At 69.0% G+C, this 19,895-nt stretch carries 16 protein-coding genes; 8 read left to right on the top strand and 8 right to left on the bottom strand.

Features of this window, described 5'->3' with window-relative positions:
* The first annotated feature begins 9 nt into the window (after positions 1-9).
* Entirely contained in the window at positions 10-669 is a 660-nt protein-coding gene (locus tag PV762_RS21575; RefSeq protein ID WP_421037280.1) for an OmpA family protein, read from the top strand.
* A gap of 58 nt (positions 670-727) precedes the next feature.
* On the opposite strand, the gene PV762_RS21580 is transcribed toward PV762_RS21575, so the two are convergent.
* Positions 728-931, bottom strand: coding sequence for a hypothetical protein (locus tag PV762_RS21580; protein WP_421037054.1), 204 nt, complete (start codon positions 929-931; stop codon positions 728-730).
* Positions 932-953: 22 nt separating this feature from the next.
* Positions 954-1,487, bottom strand: coding sequence for a hypothetical protein (locus PV762_RS21585; protein ID WP_421037055.1), 534 nt, complete (start codon positions 1,485-1,487; stop codon positions 954-956).
* A 273-nt stretch (positions 1,488-1,760) separates the two neighbouring features.
* On the opposite strand from PV762_RS21585, the gene PV762_RS21590 reads away from it, so the two are divergent.
* The 5 genes from PV762_RS21590 to PV762_RS21610 are packed head-to-tail and all read left to right on the top strand — an operon-like array spanning position 1,761 to position 6,711.
* A complete protein-coding gene (locus PV762_RS21590) occupies positions 1,761-1,937 on the top strand; it encodes a DUF1328 family protein (RefSeq protein ID WP_421037056.1) in 177 nt (58 codons plus the stop codon).
* 35 nt (positions 1,938-1,972) lie between these two features.
* A complete protein-coding gene (locus tag PV762_RS21595; protein WP_421037057.1) occupies positions 1,973-2,509 on the top strand; it encodes a ferritin-like domain-containing protein in 537 nt (178 codons plus the stop codon).
* A 4-nt stretch (positions 2,510-2,513) separates the two neighbouring features.
* Positions 2,514-4,004 carry a phospholipase D-like domain-containing protein gene (locus PV762_RS21600; protein ID WP_421037058.1) on the top strand — a complete coding sequence of 497 codons (1,491 nt, stop codon included), beginning with the start codon at positions 2,514-2,516 and terminating at the stop codon, positions 4,002-4,004.
* On the top strand, positions 3,995-6,268 hold the full coding sequence (locus tag PV762_RS21605; protein WP_421037059.1) for an AsmA family protein: 2,274 nt from the start codon (positions 3,995-3,997) through the stop codon (positions 6,266-6,268). The genes PV762_RS21600 and PV762_RS21605 overlap by 10 nt, the downstream gene beginning before the upstream one ends.
* A 29-nt stretch (positions 6,269-6,297) precedes the next feature.
* Positions 6,298-6,711, top strand: a complete 414-nt coding sequence (locus tag PV762_RS21610; protein WP_421037060.1) for a response regulator — start codon at positions 6,298-6,300, stop codon at positions 6,709-6,711.
* A 111-nt stretch (positions 6,712-6,822) separates the two neighbouring features.
* Here PV762_RS21610 and PV762_RS21615 read toward each other — a convergent pair whose 3' ends face one another.
* From PV762_RS21615 to PV762_RS21630, 4 genes are read right to left on the bottom strand one after another with little or no spacing between them, the layout of a single operon-like run.
* On the bottom strand, positions 6,823-8,442 hold the full coding sequence (locus tag PV762_RS21615; RefSeq protein ID WP_421037061.1) for a DHA2 family efflux MFS transporter permease subunit: 1,620 nt from the start codon (positions 8,440-8,442) through the stop codon (positions 6,823-6,825).
* Entirely contained in the window at positions 8,439-9,686 is a 1,248-nt protein-coding gene (locus PV762_RS21620; protein ID WP_421037062.1) for an efflux RND transporter periplasmic adaptor subunit, read from the bottom strand. Before PV762_RS21620 ends, PV762_RS21615 begins: the two co-directional genes overlap by 4 nt.
* A 57-nt stretch (positions 9,687-9,743) precedes the next feature.
* Entirely contained in the window at positions 9,744-11,207 is a 1,464-nt protein-coding gene (locus PV762_RS21625) for an efflux transporter outer membrane subunit (protein ID WP_421037063.1), read from the bottom strand.
* A gap of 38 nt (positions 11,208-11,245) precedes the next feature.
* A complete protein-coding gene (locus PV762_RS21630) occupies positions 11,246-11,767 on the bottom strand; it encodes a MarR family winged helix-turn-helix transcriptional regulator (RefSeq protein WP_421037064.1) in 522 nt (173 codons plus the stop codon).
* A gap of 294 nt (positions 11,768-12,061) precedes the next feature.
* Between PV762_RS21630 and PV762_RS21635 the strand changes: the two genes are divergently transcribed.
* Complete coding sequence (locus tag PV762_RS21635; protein ID WP_421037281.1) at positions 12,062-13,801, top strand: ABC transporter transmembrane domain-containing protein; 1,740 nt, start codon at positions 12,062-12,064, stop codon at positions 13,799-13,801.
* A gap of 83 nt (positions 13,802-13,884) precedes the next feature.
* Positions 13,885-14,712, top strand: coding sequence for a thymidylate synthase (locus PV762_RS21640; protein WP_421037065.1), 828 nt, complete (start codon positions 13,885-13,887; stop codon positions 14,710-14,712).
* 187 nt (positions 14,713-14,899) lie between these two features.
* Here the strand turns inward: PV762_RS21640 and PV762_RS21645 are convergent, their stop codons facing one another.
* Together PV762_RS21645 and smc are read right to left on the bottom strand one after the other, a co-directional pair.
* Positions 14,900-16,033, bottom strand: a complete 1,134-nt coding sequence (locus PV762_RS21645) for a cell division protein FtsZ (protein ID WP_421037066.1) — start codon at positions 16,031-16,033, stop codon at positions 14,900-14,902.
* A gap of 76 nt (positions 16,034-16,109) precedes the next feature.
* Positions 16,110-19,622, bottom strand: coding sequence for a chromosome segregation protein SMC (gene smc, locus PV762_RS21650; RefSeq protein ID WP_421037067.1), 3,513 nt, complete (start codon positions 19,620-19,622; stop codon positions 16,110-16,112).
* Positions 19,623-19,895 lie beyond the last annotated feature (273 nt).

Consider the following 19,895-nt stretch of genomic DNA (forward strand, 5'->3'; position numbering starts at 1 on the left):
AAGATGCAGATGCGACACACCCGACTGGCCGCGGCCGCCCTGGCGGCAGCCGTCCTGGCCGGTTGCGCGAACATGGATGAACGTCAGCGCGGCACCGCGGGCGGCGCCGCGATCGGCGCCGTGTCCGGCGCGGTCATCAGTTCCGCCACCGGCGGCAAGGCGGGCACCGGCGCGCTGATCGGTGGTGCCCTGGGCGCCGTGGCCGGCAACGTCTGGTCTCGCCACATGGAAGACAAGCGCCGCGCCATGGAGCAGGCCACGCAAGGCACCGGCGTGGAGGTGACCCGCACCGCCGACAACCAGCTCAAGCTGGACGTGCCGAGCGACATCTCGTTCGCCACCAACAGCGCGGCAGTCGAGCCGCGGTTGCGGCCCGTGCTGGACGCGTTCGCGAACGGGCTCAACAACAACCCGTCGCCGACGGTCGTCCGCGTGGTCGGTCACACGGACAACACCGGCTCGGACGCGATCAACGATCCGTTGTCGCTGCGCCGCGCCGAAAGCGTTCGGACCTATCTGGCCGACCGGGGTGTCCGAGCCGACCGGATCGAGGCGGCCGGCCGAGGCTCGCGAGAACCGCTGGTGTCCAACGACACGGCCGAAAGCCGCTCCAAGAACCGTCGCGTCGAGATCTTCCTGCGCGAGCCGCAGCAAGGGTCGGGCGGCTGATAGCAGAAACGGAAAAGGCGCCCGCAATGGGCGCCTTGTCGTTTCCTGACTGTGGCGATCAGGACGCCGACCGGGTGGGACCGGGTCCCATGTGAGGCCCCGAACCATGCAGCGCACCGCCCTCGCCTTCCCAGGTAGTGACTTCCTCGGGCTTGGCGTGAGAGGTCCTGTGGCGCTGGTCGTGGCGCCGCGCCTGCCATTGCCACAGCGCGTAACCGGCGAGGCTCGACAGGGCGAGCGGAACGAGGCGTTTCATCAACATGGTGTCGGTCCTCTTCAGTCGATCAACGGGCGGGTGCGCTGGCCTTGGGCTGGCGCGGCGGCGGAACATCGGGGCCTGGGCGCATCGTCGCGCTCGGCGGCTCGGCCGGAGCCGACGGAACGCCGGCCGCGGTCGGATTCTCCTGCACCATGCGATCGATGCGGGTGAGGATGCCGCCGCTCTTCACGCTGCCGTCGCGGGTCCCCTGCCCCATCACCATCATGCGGCAGTCCTCGCGATCCTCTTCGGCGACGCGCTGGCAGCGCAGCATCGCATTGTTGGCCAGGTCCTGGGTGCTCGCGGTGCGCAGGTTGCCGCGCTGCATCTCCTGGCGGGCCGCGCCCGCTTCCTTCAGGCAGGTGGCCTGGGCCTGGCCGGTCTTGCCGGCGAGGCAGTTGGCGCGTTCCTGCTCATAAGTGGACTGGATGTCCGACTTGGAGGCGGCGCCGGCCGCGAATGCCGGCGTGGTCACGATCATGACGGCAGACAGCACCGCCCCGGCAGTGATCCAGGCGGCGGCGGAAGGCGACGTGAGGGTCTTGTTGAACTTGATCATCTGAGTTCCTTTCCAGCGCTTGGCGCCGAGGTCGGAAGACGGGGGGAGAAGATGATGCAAGGCTAGGCCCGTCGCGGTTCGTCGTCTGTCGTACCGCGCCGAAGCCGCTTGTAGGACGAGTCCGGCATCCGCGCCCACCGCACGCGGCGGCCGCTGCGGCGGCGTCCTGTCCTACACCCGGACGTGTGCCCTGCTGATCCCTTCGGTCCCCTCCCCGCTTCTACAGTGAGCCCAAGCGCCGCGCCGCGGCTGACTGCACGAAAGGACATCGTCATGTTGAAGTGGGCCCTGATCTTTGCCGTGATCTCGCTGGTGGCGGGCGTCCTCGGCTTCACCGGTCTCGCCGCCGGCGCGGCCGGCATCGCCAAGATCCTGTTCGGGATCTTCCTGGTCATCTTCCTGGTGTTGCTGGTGCTCGGGATCACCGGCTTCAACGCGCTGCGAAAGTGACCTTCGCCCTTTCCTGAACCCAGAGGAGCCAGCCCATGAACGCCCCCGAACACAAGCACCTGAAGCTTGATGAAACGGCCTTGCAACGCGCTCGCCAGCACCTCGACGAAGGCCCGGTGACGCCGAGCTATGGCCCCTGGCGCGAGGATGTGATCCGTCTGCTCAACGACGCGCTTGCAACCGAACTCGTCTGCGTGCTGCGCTACAAGCGCCACTACTTCACCGCGCACGGCCTGAACTCGCCCCGCGTCGCGGAGGAGTTTCTCGAGCACGCCACGCAGGAGGCGGTCCACGCGGACCGCATCGCCGAGCGCATCGTGCAGCTGGGCGGCGATCCGGACTTCAAGCCGGACTCGCTGACGCAGCGCAGCCACGCCGAGTACGACGAATCCAAGGACCTGAAGGCGATGCTGCGATCGAACCTGATCGCCGAGCGCATTGCCGTGGAGGCCTATCGGCAGATGATCCAGCTCATCGGCGACAAGGACCCGACGACGCGCCGCATCCTCGAGGAAGTGCTCGCCGAGGAGGAAGAGCACGCCGACGATCTCGCCGACCTGCTGAGGGACTGAGCCCATGCGCCGACGCGTCGCCGCCCTGCTCTTCGCGCTCGGCGCGAGCGTCGGTCTGGTGGCCTGCGGGACGCCGCGGGCGCCGGTGAACGGCCGCGTGCCTGATCCGCCGACCGCGGTGCCAGCGCTCACGCGGGTCGCCGCCCAGGTGGACGTGACCGGTCCACGCGGACAGATGAACCAGTCCAGTCGCGAGCAGGCGCTGCAGTCCGCGGCGGCGCAAGGGAAATCAGAACTTCTGAAGCGTCAGATCGCGGCGATGTCCGCGTTTGGCGACGTCGACCTGTATGCGGGCAATGACGCGCAACTGCTAGTCGACGGCCCGGCGACCTTCGCCGCGATGTTCGCGGCGATCGAGAAGGCGCGCCGTCAGATCATCCTCGAGAGCTACATCATCGAGGACGCCGACGTTTCGCGCCGGCTCGCCGAGCTGCTGCTGAAGCGGCGGTCGGACGGGCTGGAGATCGCGGTGCTCTACGACGGCGTCGGCTCGATGGGCACCGACGAGACCTACTTCGATCGCCTGCGCCAGGGCGGCATCGCCGTGTGCGCCTTCAACCCGGTCAACCCGCTCAAGCAGCGGACGAAGTATCACAAGATCACGCAGCGCGACCATCGCAAGATGCTGGTCGTCGATGGCGAGACAGGCTTCACCGGCGGGATCAACATCAGCGCGGTGTACTCGTCGGGCTCAGGCGGTTTCGGCAGCCGCGGCTCGTCCAAGGCGCCTCCGCGCAAGGCCGCGTCGAGCGGCTCCGGCGACGGCAAGGCCTCGGGCAAGACCGATGACAAGGCGGAGGAAGAAAACGGCTGGCGCGACACGATGGTCCAGGTGAGAGGCCCTGCGACGCAGAAGCTGCACACCCTGTTCCGCGAAGTCTGGTCGCAGCAGCACTGCGAGGGCACCGTCGCCGCGATCGCACCTCCCCCCGGCCCGCCCGCGGGTCAGCAACTGATGCGCGTGGTCCCTTCCTCGCCGCAAGACACCGAGAACCGGATCTATACGCTGCTGCTCGGCAGCATCCGCGCCGCGCAGCGCAGCGTGTACCTGACGATGGCTTATTTCGCGCCCGGGCAGGACATGGTCGACGCCCTGTGCGAAGCCGCGCAACGCGGCGTCGACGTGCAGCTGATCCTGCCTTCGCGCAGCGACTTCGGCCCGGTGATGCACGCGGGCCGCAGCCATTACGAGCGCATGCTGAAGGCCGGCGTGCGCATTCATGAACTCCAGGACGCGGTGCTGCACGCCAAGACCGCCGTCATCGACGGCGTGGTCTCCACGGTCGGCTCCAGCAACATGGACTGGCGCAGCTTCGTTCATAACAACGAGGTCAACGCCGTCGTGCTGGGCGAGGACTTCGGCGGCGCGATGACGCGCATGTTCGAGCGCGACCGGACCGCCTCCAGGACGATCGAGCTGCAGCGCTGGCAGGACCGGGGTCTGTGGCAACGCAGCAAGGAATACTTTTCCAGGATGTTTGAACAATGGTGGTGAACAACGCGCCCTCCTCCACGACGGCGCCCGCGCCGGGTCCTCGACGACGAGGCCTCCACGGCTGGGCCCTCGGCCTGATCGTGCTGCTGGTGCTGCTGCTGATCGGCGTCGGCATCTGCGAATGGCTGGGATGGCCTTTCCTGCGCCGCCCGGCGGAGCAATGGCTGAGCCAGAAGCTCGACCGCCAGGTGCGTTTCGACGGCGATGAAGACAACGCCGCCTGGCAACTTCGGCTGATCGGCGGTCTGCGGCTGCGCACGCACAGCCTCACGATCGCCGGCCCGAGCTGGAGCACGCTGGGCGGCCCGATGGTGCAGGCGCAGGACGCCGCGCTGGCGTTGCGCTACGGGGACCTGCTGGCGCTTCGTCACGAGGGTCAGGCCTTGGAGGTGAAGGCGCTCCGCGCGGGCGAGCTGACGATGCGCCTGGAACGCGACGTCGAAGGCCGCGCGAGCTGGCAGTTCGGCAAGCAACCGCCCAGCGACACGCAGGTGCGCAAGCGCCCCAACATCGACGGCATCCGTTTCGACCTGCTTGAGGTGGGCCATGGCACGGTGCTGGTGGACGACAAAATCCAGCAGCTGTCGCTGCTGGGCCGGTTCGCCTTGCGCGAGACCTGGACGACGGCGGAGGAAGCCGCTTCGGCGGTGCGCTCCGGCCGAGCGGCTTCGAGCACGGTGGAGCAGCAGCGCGCGCCCACGGCCGCGGCGCGCGTGGCCAGCGCGGCGGCTTCGGGCACCCGGCTGGCCGTGGATTTCGGCGAGCGCGTGGCGGGCAAGCCCCAGGGTGCGTCGGCGCCTGCCGATGCGTCCCGTCCGGGCGAAGGTGGTCGCTACGGCATGACGGCGCAGGCCGAGGGGCATTGGCGCGACCTGCCGATCAAGGCCAACCTGCAGACCGGTTCGGCCCTGCCCTGGCTGTCCTCGGACCCGAACGCGCCGGCCGTGCCGGTCACATTGCGCGGCAACATCGGCAAGGCGCAATTGAGCTTCGACGGCCAGGTCCGCGACCTGCTCGTCAGCCAGGGGTTGTCCGGCCAGTACACGCTGGCGGGGCCGTCCCTGGCCGCGGTGGGCGAGCCCCTCGGCGTCACCTTGCCGACCACGCCGGCCTTCGCGATGAAGGGAAAGCTGACCCGGGACGGTACGCGCTGGACGACGGCGGTCAGCCAGGCCACGATCGGCAAGAGTCATCTGAATGGCGAATTCGTCTACGACAGGAAGGACAACGGCATGCCGACGCTGACCGGCGAGTTGCGCGGTCGCGAACTCTGGTTGGCCGACCTGGGGCCGGCGGTCGGTGTCCCTGCCGAGCCCGGCGCGCCCAAGGCGAAGAAAGCGCCGTCGCGCGTCCTGCCGGACAAGCAGTTCGACCTTCCCTCGCTGCGGGCGATGAACGCCAATGTGAACGTGAAGCTGGCGCGCTTCGAATCCGGCACCGCGATCCTGCAGGCGGCCGAGCCGCTGAACGCGCGGATCGTGCTGCAGGACGGCGTACTGGAACTGCGCGACATCGACGCGCGGGTGGCGCGTGGCCAGGTCGCAGGCAACATGAAGCTGGACGGCCGCGGGCCCCAGGCGAAGTGGCAGGCGCGGTTGCGCGTCGGCGGCGTGCACCTGGAACAGTGGCTGAACCTGGAACGCAAGAACGGTCAGCGCTGGGTGACCGGGCTGATGGGCGGGCGCATCGCGCTGGACGGCGAAGGCAAGTCGACCGCCGAGCTGCTGGCAAGCGCCGACGGCCGCATGGTGCTGTACTGGACCGACGGGACCATCTCCCACCTGATCGTGGAGGCCGCCGGCATCGACATCGCCCAGGGCCTGGGCATGCTGGTGCGGGGCGATGAAGCGCTGCAGGTCAACTGCGGCGTCGCCGATCTGCGTGTCAAGGACGGCGTGGTCACGCCGCGTCCCATGGTGATCGATACCAAGGACTCGGTGGTGCTGGTGGACGGCGGCATGTCGCTGGCGACGGAGCGGCTGGCGCTGACGGCCAAGGTCGATCCCAAGGACAAGAGTCCGCTCACGCTCCGCACGCCGCTGAACATCCAGGGCACATTGGGCGACCCGCAGCTCAGCCTGCAGAAGACGCCACTGCTGCGCAAGCTGGTGCCGGCGGCGGTGCTGGGTGTGGCCGTGACGCCGCTGGCCGCGATCGTGCCGCTGATCGACCTGGGCGAGGACGCGGACCCGGAGAGCATGAAGGCGCTGTCTGAATGCAACGCACGGCTGGCCCCGACATCGAAGCGGGGCTCGGGATCGTGATAATGGGCGCCTCGCTCACGCCCATGCCCATGTCCACCGTTCCCGTCACCGCACCGACGCCCGGCACGCTGAACTGCTTCCTGGTCGAGGACAGCCCGCTGATCCGGGAGAACCTTGTCGCGACCCTGCAGGAAATGCTCGACCTCGACGTGGTCGGCACGGCCGAGGACGAGGCCGGCGCGCTGCGCTGGCTGCACGACGACGCGGTCCCCTGCGACATCCTCATCATCGACCTCTTCCTGAAGCGCGGATCGGGCATGTCGCTGCTGCCCAAGGCCCGGCTGCTGCAGCCCGAGGCCAAGGTCATCGTCTTGACCAACTACGCCACGGCCGACATGCGCCAACGCTGCGAGGGGCTGGGCGCCGACAAGGTCTTCGACAAGTCCAGCGAGCTGGACGAGCTCATCGCGTACTGCCTCGAGCTGGCATCGTCGAAGGCTTGACACCGCACGCCACCGCGCGGTCCGACCGGAAAGCATCGATCGCACGGCAGAAAGGGGTCCCGTGAGACCCCTTTCCTTCATCGAGCGATGTCGAAGTCGGCGACCGAACCGTCAGTGCGCCCCGCCCGCGTCCACCGGCGCGCCCACCTTCGGTGGCCGCTTCGTCAGCCACACGAACGCGATCAGCACGATGAACAGGACCGCGGAGGCCAGGAAGATGTCATCCGCCGCCCGCGTGAACGCCTGCTGGTCGACCAGCCGGTTCAGGTAGGCCAGCGCCTGGTCCTGGCTGAAGCCCTGTCGCTGCAACGTGTCCAGCGCCGCCGTTTCCGCCGGGTCGCCCAGCGCGAGCCGCTCCGCCAGGTGATGGTGGTGCAGCGTCGCACGGTTCTCCCACAAGGTGGTGGAGATCGACGTCCCCATCGCGCCCGCGGTGATCCGCACGAAATTCGACAAGCCCGCCGCTGCGGCGATCCGGTCCGGCGTGATGCCCGACAGCGTGATCGTCGTCAGCGGGATGAAGAAGAACGCCAGCGCCGCGCCTTGCAGGACGGTCGGGATCATGATGGTCGCGAGGTCCGTGTCGGTCGTGAAGTTCGCGCGCATCCCCAGGACGATGGTGAACATCACGAAGGCGAAACTCGCCATCAGACGCGGATCCCATACCGAGACCTTCTTCCCCGCGAGCGGCGAGAGCAGGATGGCCAGCACCCCCACCGGCGCCAGCGCGAAGCCGGCTGCGGTCGCGGTGTAGCCCATGTGCTGCTGCAGCCACAGCGGCAGCAGCACCACGTTGCCGAAGAACAGCCCGTAGGCGATCGACAGCACCGAGGCCCCGAACAGGAAGTTGCGGCGCGCGAAGAGACGCAGGTCCACCACCGGGTGGTCGTTGGTCAGCTCCCAGACGATGAACACCGCCAGGCCGACCACGGCCACCACAGCCAGCGCGATGATCTGGTTGGACTCGAACCAGTCCAGTTCCTTGCCCTTGTCCAGCATCACCTGCAGCGAGCCCACCCACAGCACCAGCAGCGACAGCCCGACGGTGTCGATCGGCAGCTTCTTGGTCGGGGTCTCGCGGGTGCGATAGATGCTCCAGGTCAGGCCGGCAGCGAACAGGCCGACCGGCACGTTGATGTAGAAGATCCACGGCCAGGTCACGTTGTCGGTGATCCAGCCCCCCAGCAGCGGGCCGACCACCGGTGCGACCAGCGTGGTCATCCCCCACAACGCGAGCGCCGTGCCTGCCTTGTGCTTGGGATAACTCGACAGCAGCAGCGTCTGCGACAGCGGGATCATGGGACCCGCGACGAGCCCCTGGAACACGCGCGCGGCCACCAGCATCTCCAGCGAATGCGCGAAGCCGCACAGCCAGGACGCGAGCACGAACAGCAGCACGCTGGTCGTGAACAGCCGCACCGCGCCGAAGCGCTGCGTCAGCCAGCCGGTGAGCGGCACCGAGATCGCGTTGGCGACGCCGAAGCTCGTGATGACCCAGGTGCCCTGCACGGGACTGACACCGAGGTCGCCGGCGATCGCAGGCAGCGACACGTTCGCGATGGACGAGTCCAGCACGTTCATGAAGGTTGCCAGCGACAGCGAGAGGGTGCCCAGCACCAGCGCGGTGCCGGTCAGCGGCGCGGGGCCGCCGGGCGGTCCTGCGGGTGCCGGGGACGCGGACGGCCCGGGGGCTGCCGGCGCGCCAGGCGCAGTGGGAGTGGCGTCGCTCATTGCACGCGGGTGGTGGTCGACTTGGCCGCGGCCTTGCCGAGGTTGGTGGCGATGATCCTGTTCACCTGCTCGTCGGCGGCCTTCTCCTGGACGTCGTAGATCGTCGTCTGCAGGCGCGGCGCGCTGGCGCCGGTCGCGGCGGCCAGCATCGCGCCGCCCTGCTCACGGATGTCGACCTGCACGTCCATCGACAGGCCCACGCGCAGCGGGTGCTCCTGCACTTCCTTGGGGTCCAGCGCGATGCGCACCGGCACGCGTTGCACGACCTTGATCCAGTTGCCGGTGGCGTTCTGCGCCGGCAGCAGCGCGAACGCCGCGCCCGTGCCCGCGCCCAGACCCTGCACCGTGCCGTGGTACTCGGTCTTCTTGCCGTAGACGTCCGCTTCCAGCGTCGCCTTCTGGCCGATGCGCAGCTTGGCCAGCTGGCTCTCCTTGAAGTTGGCGTCGACCCAGACCTGCTGTAGGCCGACCACCGCCATCAGCGGCGCGCCGGCCGCGACGCGCTGGCCCAGTTGCACCGAGCGGCGCGCGACCCAGCCGTCCACCGGGGCGATCAGCTCGGCGCGCTGCAGCGCCAGATAGCTCTCGCGCAGGCGCGCGGCGGCGCGCAGCACGTTCGGGTGATCCTCGACCTTGACGCCGTCGGTCAGCACCTGGTTCGAGGCCAGCTGGTCCTTCGCGGCCTGCAGCGCCGACTGCGCGGCGGCAGCCTGCGCGCGGGCCGAAGTCAATTGCGACTGCGCGTGTTCCAGCTCTTCCTTGCCGACGGCGCCGGTGGCGACCAGCGGCTGGCGGCGGGCGACGTCGGACTGCAGGCGTTCCAGGTCGACGCTGACGCGCTTCAGATCGGCCTCGCGGACCTTGACCTGCGCTTCGAAACCGCTGTTGTTCGCATACAGCGTGCGGACCTCGCGGACGGTCTGCGCCAGCTGCGCCTGCGCCTGTTCCAGCGCGACGCGGGCGTCGACCGGGTCCAGGCTCACCAGCTTCTGACCGGCCTTCACGAAGTCGGTGTCGTCGGCGTAGACCGCGCGGACCGTGCCGCCGACCAGCGGCGTGATCTGCACGACATTGGCCTGCACATAGGCGTTGTCGGTCGACTCGTAATGGCTGCCGACCCTCCATTCGTAGGCGGCGTAGCCCAGGCCGGCCACGATGACGACGGCGGCGATGGCCGTCAGGCCCTTCTTGCGGGTGCCGTTCTTGACGGGAGCTTGCGTGTTGTTCGGAGGCGTTGCGCTCATGATGTGCTCTTCGGGATTCTTGTGATTCGGGAGGCGATGGCGTCGGCGATGCGTCGGTCAGCGGCGATCGGCGGAGGCCGTCGTCTGGGCCGGGTCCCGTGCGGGCTCGGCGTAACCGCCCCCCAGCGCACGCATCAAGTTGATCTGCGCGTCGACGGTCAGCGCCTGCAGATCGATCTGGCCGCGCTGCTGCAGCAGCTGGTTCTGCTGCGCGCTCAGCACGGCGACGCGGCCGGTCAGGCCGGCGCGGTGGCGCTGATCAGCCAGCGCGGCCTGGCCGTCGGCGTTGGCCACCAGCGCGTCCTGCTGCGTGCGCTGCTGGCGCAGCGATTCGAGCGTCGTGTACTGGTCGCTGGCGTCGCGCACGGCGTCCAGCACGGCGACGTTGTAGCTCGCGATCGCGGCGTCCTGCTCGGCGGCGCTGCCGCGCAGGTTGGCGCGCAGCCGGCCGCTGTCGAACAGCGGGAGGTGCAGCGCCGGGCCGGCGCCGTACTGGCGGCTGCCGCTCTTGAACAGTTCATCCAGGCCGATCGAGTTCAGACCGGCGAAGGCCGTCAGGCTCACGCTCGGATAGAACTGCGCGCGGGCGACGCGGATGTCCTGCGCCGTCGCCTCGACCCGGGCGCGCGCGGCGGCCAGGTCCGGGCGGCGGCCCAGCAGATCCAGATGGGGCGCCTGCCGCCAGTCGAGCGCGACCGGCAACGCGGCGTCCAGCGACTCGGTCGCCTTGGGGCCCTGGCCGGTCAGCGCGGCGAGCTGGTGGCGCAGCAGCGCCTGCTGCTCGCGCAGCACGACCTGCTGGCGCTGGATGTCGGGCAGCGGCGCCTCGGCCACGCGCAGGTCCTGGCCGTTGTCCAGCCCGGCCGCGCTGCGTTGGCGCACCAGGTCGAAGGACTGGTCGCGCAGCGTCTTCTGCTGCTCCAGCAGGCGACTCTGCGCCTGGCTGCGCGCCAGCGCGACGTAGGCCTTGGCCACCGCGTTGGACACGCTCAGGCGCGCGGCGGCGGCATCGGCCTCCGCGGCGCGCCGCTGGCCGAGCGCCGCCTGCAACGCCGCGTCGTGTTTGCCGAAGAAGTCGAACTCATAGCTCAGGCCGGCCTGGATGTTGGCCAGCGTCCGCACGCTGCCGGCCAGCGGCGGCGGGTAGATGCCGTTCTCGGTGATGCGCTGGCGGGTGACGTCGGCTTCCAGTTGCGCGGAGGGGCGCTTGGCCGCTTCGGCGTTCTCGGTCATCGCCGCGGCGCGGTCGATGCGGGCGCGGGCCAGCGCCAGGTTGGGCGAGTTCGCGATCGCCTGGTCGACCAGCGCGTCCAGCTGCGGATCGCGAAAGGTCTTCCACCAGGCGGCGTCCAGCGCGGGGCTCTGGCTGTCGTCCAGGGCGAGGCGGGCCGCTTCCGCGCCGTCGATCGGGCGGCCGGGTTCGGCCAGCTTCGGGATGGGCGCGCAGGCGGTGAGCACCATGAGCAACGCCGCGCCCATGGCCAGGACCAGGGTGGTGCGGTGAAGGAAACGGGAAGTCATCGGGGGTTCCTCAGGACTGTTGTTCTTGTGGAGAGCGTTCATTCGCATTTGTCGAGGGTCGAGGATTCGGAAGTCAGACCCGCGTCGCGGATCGCCTGGCCGTTGACAACGATGCGCTGCAGCAGGCCGATCAACGTGCGGAACTCCTGATCGGTGAATCCCGCCAAGTGGTCGTTGAACACCTTGGACAGCACGCCGGGGGCGGCGGCCATCGCGTTCACGCCGACCTCGGTCAGCGACACCATCACCACGCGCCTGTCCTCGAGCGATCGTTCGCGGCGCACCAGGTTCTTGGCCTCGAGGCGATCGAGCAGACGCGTCATCGCGCCGCCGTCCATCGCCAGTTCGCGGGCCAGCGCGGCGCTGGACATCGGGCCGTTGAAGCGCAGGCGCAGCATCGGCGCCCACTGGGCGTGGGTCAGGTCATGCTCGCCGAGCATCTTGTCGGCCTGCAGGACCATGGACTGCTTGATCTGACGCAGCAGCCAACCCAGGCTGGGCTCCGACGTGAAGCTGTCGGCGCTGTAGAAATCGGCGGACGGGGGCAACTTGGCACTCATGGCGTCGTCTTTCATGACTTCGGATTTCCAGGACGGATCTTCCGGAAATGCTTGATGACAATTATTGCTTAGGCAATGATTGCCGTGCCAATCACTGCCTGGGATAGGCTTTCCGCGCGTAGGGACATTCCCGCAACACGGCGCCCCTAAACTGAGCCCATGTCCGCCATGTCCCCTCCTTCGATGTCGTCGACTCCCCCGAGTACCGCCCCGGCCGCCCCCGGGCCGCAGGTGTCCCCCATCTCAACCGGCGGTCAGGCAAATGCCGTGCGCACACCGCCCCCGTTGCGGGCCATGGCGCCGGCGTTGTGGCCGTTCCTGCGGCCGTACCGGGGGCGGATCGCCGCGGCAATCGTCTTCCTGATACTGGCGGCGGGGGCAACCCTGGTCTTCCCGATCGCGCTGCGACAGCTGATCGATGAGGGCTTGATCTCCGCCGATCCGGGGGATCGGCTGATGGCGTTGCGAGAGCATTTCCTGTGGCTGTTCGCCGCCGGCGCGGCGCTGGGCGTGTTCTCGGCGCTGCGCTTCTACGCAGTGACCTGGCTGGGCGAGCGCGTCAGCGCCGACCTGCGCACGGCGGTCTACAGCCACGTGCTGCGCCAGAGCCCTGAATTCTTCGAGACCACCCAGACGGGAGAGGTCATCAGCCGCATCACGACGGACACCACGGTGATCCAGAGCATCGTCGGTTCCAGCCTGTCGATGGGGCTGCGCAACGTGATCATGGGGCTGGGCGCGGTGGCGCTGCTGGTCTACAGCAACCCGTGGGTGATGACGCAGGTGCTGGGCATCCTGGTGCTGGTCGTGGCGCCGGCGATGTTCTTCGGCCGTCGCGTGCGACGGCTGTCGCGGTCGAGCCAGGACCGCATCGCCGACACCAGCGCGATCGCGGCGGAGATGCTCAACGCGATCACGGTCGTGCAGTCGCATGCGCAGGAGGCGCGCGAGGCCGTGCGTTTCGACGTCGCGAGCGAAGCCGCGTTCGACACGGCGCGCAAGCGGACGAAGGTGCGTTCGTTCCTGGTGGCGTTCATCATCACGGCGACCTTCGGCGCGCTGCTGTGGGGGCTGTACCAGGGCACGCAGGCGGTGATGGCCGGCAAGATCTCGGCCGGCCACCTGGGGCAGACGGTGGTCTACGTGATCCTGCTGGTGTCGTCGGTGGCGGTGCTGGCGGAAGTCTGGGGCGACCTGCTGCGCGCGGCGGGCGCGATGGAGCGCCTGATGGAGCTGCTCGCGGCGCAATCGCCGGTGGCCGATCCGGCGGCGCCGGTCGCCTTGCCCGCTTCGACGGGCCCGGCGCGCGTGAGCTTCGAGCAGGTGCGATTCCACTACCCGTCGCGCCCGGACCGTGCGGCGCTGGAGGACTTCACCCTGCGCATCGAGCCTGGCGAGACGGTGGCGCTGGTCGGCCCGAGCGGCGCCGGCAAGAGCACGGTGCTGCAGTTGCTGCAGCGCTTCTTCGACGTGCAGGGCGGCAAGCTGCAGCTGGATGGCGTGAGCGTGGATCGCGTGAAGCTCGCCGAACTGCGCGCACGCATGGCGTTGGTGCCGCAACAGAGCGTGATCTTCTCGGCGAGCGCGCTGGACAACATCCGCTACGGCCGACCGGAGGCAAGTCCGGAGGAAGTGATCGCCGCCGCCAAGGCCGCGCACGCGGACGAATTCATCCGCCAGTTGCCGCAGGGCTACGACAGCTTCCTCGGCGAGCGCGGCGTTCGACTGTCCGGCGGTCAGCGGCAGCGCATCGCGATCGCGCGGGCGATGCTGCAGGATGCGCCGCTGCTGCTGCTCGACGAGGCCACAAGCGCGCTCGACGCCGAAAGCGAACGGCTGGTCCAGCAGGCGCTGGACGAGGCCATGCGCGATCGCACGACGCTGGTCATCGCGCACCGGCTGTCGACGGTGCAACGCGCCGACCGCATCGTCGTGATGGACCACGGCCGCATCGTCGAGCAAGGCACGCATGCCGAGCTCGTGGCGCGCGGCGGCCTCTACGCGCGCCTGGCGGCGCTGCAATTCAACGCTTGACGCTTACCGCGCTCTCCCGCTTGCCGGAGAGCGCGGGGATGAGGACCAGCGGCCTCCTTCCCCACCCCTCTAAAATCATCCCCATGAACGCCGACCTCACATCCTCGCGCCCTGTTCGCAGCCAATTCGAAGACTTCATGCGCCACGTCTACGAGCACGGCGTGGCCAAGGGCGACCGGACGGGGACGGGGACGCGCAGCGTGTTCGGGCACCAGATGCGTTTCGACCTCAACGAGGGGTTCCCGCTGGTGACCACGAAGAAGGTGCACCTGAAGTCGATCATCCTGGAGCTGCTGTGGTTCCTGCGCGGCGACTCGAACGTGAAGTGGCTGCAGGAGCGCGGCTGCACGATCTGGGACGAATGGGCGCGCGAGGACGGCGACCTGGGCCCGGTGTACGGCGTTCAGTGGCGCAGCTGGCCGAAGGCCGGCGGCGGGCATGTGGACCAGATCGCGGAGGTGGTGAAGCAGCTCAAGACCAATCCGGACTCGCGCCGGATCATCGTCTCGGCGTGGAACGTGGCGGAACTGGACCAGATGGCGCTGATGCCCTGCCACGCGTTCTTCCAGTTCTACGTGGCCGAAGGCAAGCTGTCCTGCCAGCTCTACCAGCGCAGCGCCGACATCTTCCTGGGCGTGCCGTTCAACATCGCCAGCTACGCGCTGCTGACGCAGATGCTGGCGCAGCAATGCGGGCTGGGACTGGGGGACTTCATCTGGACGGGTGGGGATTGCCACATCTATTCGAATCATTTCGAGCAGGTGGAGACGCAGCTGTCGCGCACGCCGTTCGCGTATCCGACGATGCACATCCAGCGCAAGCCGGAGTCGATCTTCGACTACGAGTTCGAAGACTTCGAGCTGCAGGACTACCACCACCACGCGGCGATCAAGGCGCCGGTGGCGGTGTGAGCAGCGGGAGACCTGTTCATGGCTCCATCTTCTCAACAGTGGGAGCCTCCTCAGAACCCGGCGCGATCCACACGAACTGGTGGCCGCTCGTTTGAGCGAGCCCATGGATCGCCGCCAGCCCGCACACTGGAAGTAGAAACGGGCACCTTGCGAGTGCCCGTCGTCCCCTCGAAAGCGCGAATGTCGCTCAGTTGAACAAGCGCCTCGCCACCGGACTGCCCGCGGCGAGATCGCGCGCGGCCAGCGACTTGTAGAGTTCCGACAGTTCCTGCCCGATCGACTGGAACGCATGCAGGTTCAGGATCTGGTTGCGGTCGTCGCAGAGGTCGGCCTCGAAATCGCGCGCCAGGTTGCGCGCCGATTCCTGCCAGGTGGCGAACGGCTCCAGCGCCTCCGGCGTCTGCAGCACGTCGAGCGCCAGCGTCAGTTCCCGCAGCGACGAGGCCTGCGGATCCTCCGCGAGCGCCGCCTGCGCATCGAAGATCAGCGTCAGCACCGGCGGCGCGCCCTCCTCCGCCGCCGGCATCACCAGCCGCCCGGGAATCGACCCGGGCACGAAACCGTGTCGCAGCGCGCCCTGATGCACGAAGCCCAGCGTCCACGCCGCGCCCCGCGCGCGCAGCACGATGGCCAGTTGCGCGTCGTGCCCGGCCGCGAACTGGTCAAGCTCGCGGGCCCGGCCGACGACGTCCAGCATGTCCGGGAACTCCGGCATCGCACCGATGCCATCCGCGAAGCCCTGGATCTTCTGCACGAACTCGGAGTACTCGATCTCGTTGAGCGCGCCGCTCCGGTTGGCCATCTGCAGCCCGGCCTGGAATTCGCCGTAGCGCTGGCCCGGATGCGGCAGTTCCCACTCGCCGCTGTCCGCGTTCAGGCCTTCGATGTGGAAAGGCTTGGTGCCCGCGCGACGGCTGCCCGGCAGGTGCGACAGCGCCATCTCGCCGCTCACCGGCGACTCCGGCGTCATCGTCGCGATCGCATCGATCAACGCGTCGATGCGGGTCGAGGCCTTGCGCGCCCGCGCCATGGCCGGCACCCGCTCGTCGAGCGCGCGCAGGTCCATCGCGCGCGAGTCCAGCGCCTCGCCGTCGGCGCGGCCGTCCAGCGTGACCGGCGATTCGCCCTTGGCGCCGCCGCCCGCGCCGCCCCCTGCTGCGCCACCCAGGCTGGGCTCCTGGCGGTCCCCCGCGGGAACGATGGTCTCGGCGCGCCGCGGGCCCGCCTTGCGCGCGCTCCACCAGCCCTGCGCCAGCAGCCCCACCAGCACCACGCCGCCCAGCGCGGCCAACAGCGTCGTCAGGTTCCAGTCCGTCGTCATCGCTCTTTTGCTCCTGCGGCCCCGCGCGCCTGGTCAGCCTGATTGGCCCCGTGCGTCGCGATCACCGTCGTCGTCCTCATTGCTCGGCCATCGCCAGCGCGGATTCCATGTCCACCGCCACGATGCGCGACACGCCCTGCTCCTGCATCGTCACGCCGATCAGCTGCTTGGCCATCTCCATCGCGATCTTGTTGTGCGAGATGAACAGAAACTGCGTGATCTTGCTCATCTCCGACACCAGCCGCGCGTAACGCTCGGTGTTGGCGTCGTCCAGAGGCGCGTCCACCTCGTCCAGCAGACAGAACGGCGCCGGATTCAGCTGGAAGATCGCGAACACCAGCGCGATCGCCGTCAACGCCTTCTCGCCGCCCGACAGCAGGTGGATGGTCGAATTCTTCTTGCCCGGCGGCTGCGCCATCACCTGCACGCCGGCGTCCAGGATCTCGTCGCCGGTCATCACCAGCTTCGCCTGACCGCCGCCGAACAGGCTCGGGAACATGCGCCCGAAGTGTTCGTTGACCTGGGTGAAGGTCGATCCCAGCAGGTCGCGCGTCTCGAGGTCGATCTTGTGGATCGCGTCCTCCAGCGTCGTGATCGCGCTGGTGAGGTCGGCCATCTGCGCGTCCAGGAAGGTCTTGCGCTCGCGCGCCGCGCCCAACTCGTCCAGCGCCGCCAGGTTGACCGCCCCCAGCGCCGCGATGTCGCGGTTGATGCGGTCGATCTCGCCCTGCAGGCCATAGAGCTTGACGCTGCCCCCTTCGACGCTCTTCGCGAGCGCCTCGAGGTCGACGTTCTGCGCCACCAGCTGTTCCATGAACTGCTGGCCGCCCAGCGCCGCCGCCTGCTCGTCGAGCTGCAGTTTCGTGATGCGCTCGCGCAGCGGTTCGAGGGCGCGCTCGATCGTCATGCGCTGCTCTTCGCTGCGCTTGAGGCGCAGGCTGAGGTCGTCGTAGTTGGCGCGGACCACGGCGAGCGCCTGCTCGCGCTCCATCTTCAGCGCCAGCGCGTCCTGCAGGCCGGCCTGTGCGGCGGCGTCGTCGAGTTCGGCGCGCTCCTGCGCCATGCTCTGCACCGTCTGCTCGTTGACCTGCACCTGCTGGCGCGAGGTCTCGATGCCGCGCTGCAGTTCGCCGCGCTTGGCCGCCAGCGCGCGGGCGCTGAAGACGGCTTCCTGCGCGCGACGCTCCAGCACGCGCTGATGCTCGCGGGCCTCGGTCAGCTTGCGTTCTGCGTTGATCACGGCCTCGTCGAGCTCCGCGTGCTTCTCCTGCGTCGTCGCCAGCTGCTGGTCCAGTTCCTCGAAGCGCGCCTCGCCTTCCATGCGGCGCTCCATCAGCGCCTCGGTCTGGGCGTCGATCTCGCCGAGCTCGTCGTCCAGCTGCATGCGGCGCGCGACGGCGGCTTCGGTCTGCTGCGCCAGGCGCAGCAATTCGACCTGCAGCTGATGCGCGCGGGCCTGCGTCTCGGAAGCCTCGCGGCGCACCACCGCCAGACGCTGCGACGCGTCCGTGTACGCGGCTTCGGCGCGCACGGCCTGGGCGCGCGCCTCGTCGGCGATCAAGGTCTGGGCGCGCTGTTCGCGTTCGAGGTTCTCGATCTCCTGCGAGCGCGCCAGCAGACCGGCGGTCTCGCTGTCCGGCGCGTAGAAGCTCACCGCGAACTGGCTCACCGCGTGGCCCTCGCGGGTCATGATCAGCTCGCCGTGGCTCAGCTTCGGCCGCTGCGCCAGCGCGTCGCCGATGGACTCCGCCGTGTAGATGCCTTCCAGCCAATCGTTCAGCAGCGCCTTCAGGCCGTTGGACTCGAGCTTGAGCAGATCGCTCAGCGGCGACAGCGCGCGGTGCGTGTTGACGATCTCGCCGCTGGGCAGCGAATAGAACGCGAGCCGCGCCGGCGGTGGGTCGGACGCGAAGGCCTGCACCGTCTCCAGCCGGCCCACCGACAGCGCGCCCATGCGCTCGCGCATCGCGGCTTCGAGGGCGTTCTCCCAGCCCGGCGTGATGTGCAGCTGCGTCCACAGGCCCTTGATGTCCTGCAGGCCGTGCTTGGCCAGCCAGGGCTTGAGCTTGCCTTCGGTCTGCACCTTCTCCTGCAGCGCGCGCAGCGCGGTCAGACGGGCGACGATGTCCGTCAGCTGGGCGGCCTGCTGCTGCGATTCGCGCTGCGCGTGCTGGCGCGCCTCGTCGGCGGCGGGCGCGGCCTCGGCCAGCTCCGCGAGGCGTGCATCGGCGACGGCCTGCTGCTCGTCGGCGGCGACCGACAGGCGCTTCACCTCGTCGAGCTTGTCGTGCTGCGGCGCGGCCAGTCCCTGGCGTTCCTGTCCGAGGCGCTCGCGACGGCCGCGCAGGCCCTTGAGCTGCTCGTCGACGCTGCGGCTCTCCGCGGCCAGCACCTGGATCTGCTGCTGGACCTGCGTCACCTGCGTGCGCTGCTCATTGGCGCGGCCCTGCGCGGCGCGCACCTGGTCCTCGACCTCGGGCAGCTTCATCGCCTGCTCCTCGGCCTGGGCGGCGAGGATCTCGCTCTGCTCCTCGGCCTGGGCGATCTGGGTGGCGACGTCCTCGAGCTCCGCCTGCGCCTGTTCGGCGCGGTCCTGCCACTGCTGGTTCTGCGCCTGCAGTTCGATCAGGCGCTGCTCCAGCCGCTGGCGTCCTTCGACCACGTAGCGGATGCGCTCCTCCAGCCGGCTGACTTCCATCTGCGCCTCGGCCATGCGGCCCTGCTCGGCGTGCAGCTCGTCGCCGGCGCCGTAGTGGGCCTGGCGGATGGTTTCCAGCTCGGCTTCGAGGTGGCGCAGTTCGGCCATCCGGGCCTCGAGCGCGTTGACCGCCTCCGAGTGCTCGGTCTTGACCCGCGTGGCCTCGCCGGACGCGTCGCGATGCTTCAGGAACCACAGCTGGTGCAGCTTCAGCGTGCCCTGCTCCTGCAGGTTGCGGTAGTTCGCGGCAACCTCGGCCTGGCGTTCCAGCTTCTCGAGGTTGTTGTTGAGCTCGCGGAGGATGTCCTCGACGCGGGTCAGGTTCTCGCGCGTGTCGCGCAGGCGGAGTTCGGTCTCCCGTCTGCGTTCCTTGTACTTGGAGACGCCGGCGGCCTCCTCGAGGAACATGCGCAGTTCCTCGGGCTTGGATTCGATGATCCGGCTGATCGTGCCCTGGCCGATGATGGCGTAGGCGCGCGGGCCCAGGCCGGTGCCCAGGAACACGTCCTGCACGTCGCGGCGGCGCACCGGCTGGTTGTTGATGAAGTAGCTGCTGGTGCCGTCGCGGGTCAGGACGCGCTTGACGGCGATCTCGGTGAACTGGTTCCACTGGCCGCCGGCGCGCGCGCTGGCGTTGTCGAACACCAGTTCCACGCTGGACCGGCTGGCCGGCTTGCGGTTGCCCGAGCCGTTGAAGATCACGTCCTGCATGGACTCGCCGCGCAGTTCGCTGGCCTTGCTTTCGCCCAGCACCCAGCGCACCGCATCCATGATGTTGGACTTGCCGCAGCCGTTGGGGCCGACCACGCCGACCAGCTGCCCGGGCAGCTGGAAGGTCGTCGGATCGGCAAAGGACTTGAAGCCCGAGAGCTTGATCGAGTTCAGTCGCATCGGGTGGGATCACCGGCTGTCGCAGCCCTCACGTGATCTAAGCCTTTGATTTGATTGTGGAAACGCCCCTTGACGGGGCGCTCGATTCGCGGCGGATGATACCATCGCGCCCTTCGCATTCCGGCCGCCGCCGCCCTCTGAAGCAGCGACCCGGCCGCCACCCGCATTCATCCCCCGCCCATGGCCAAGAACACCCCCGTCAAGCCCGCCTCGACCGCGTCCGCCGCGTCCGCCACCAAGGCACCCAAGGCTTCGAAGCTGAAGATGGTCGCA

This window comes from Mitsuaria sp. CC2 (assembly GCF_048957715.1).
Taxonomy (GTDB): Bacteria; Pseudomonadota; Gammaproteobacteria; order Burkholderiales; family Burkholderiaceae_C; genus Roseateles.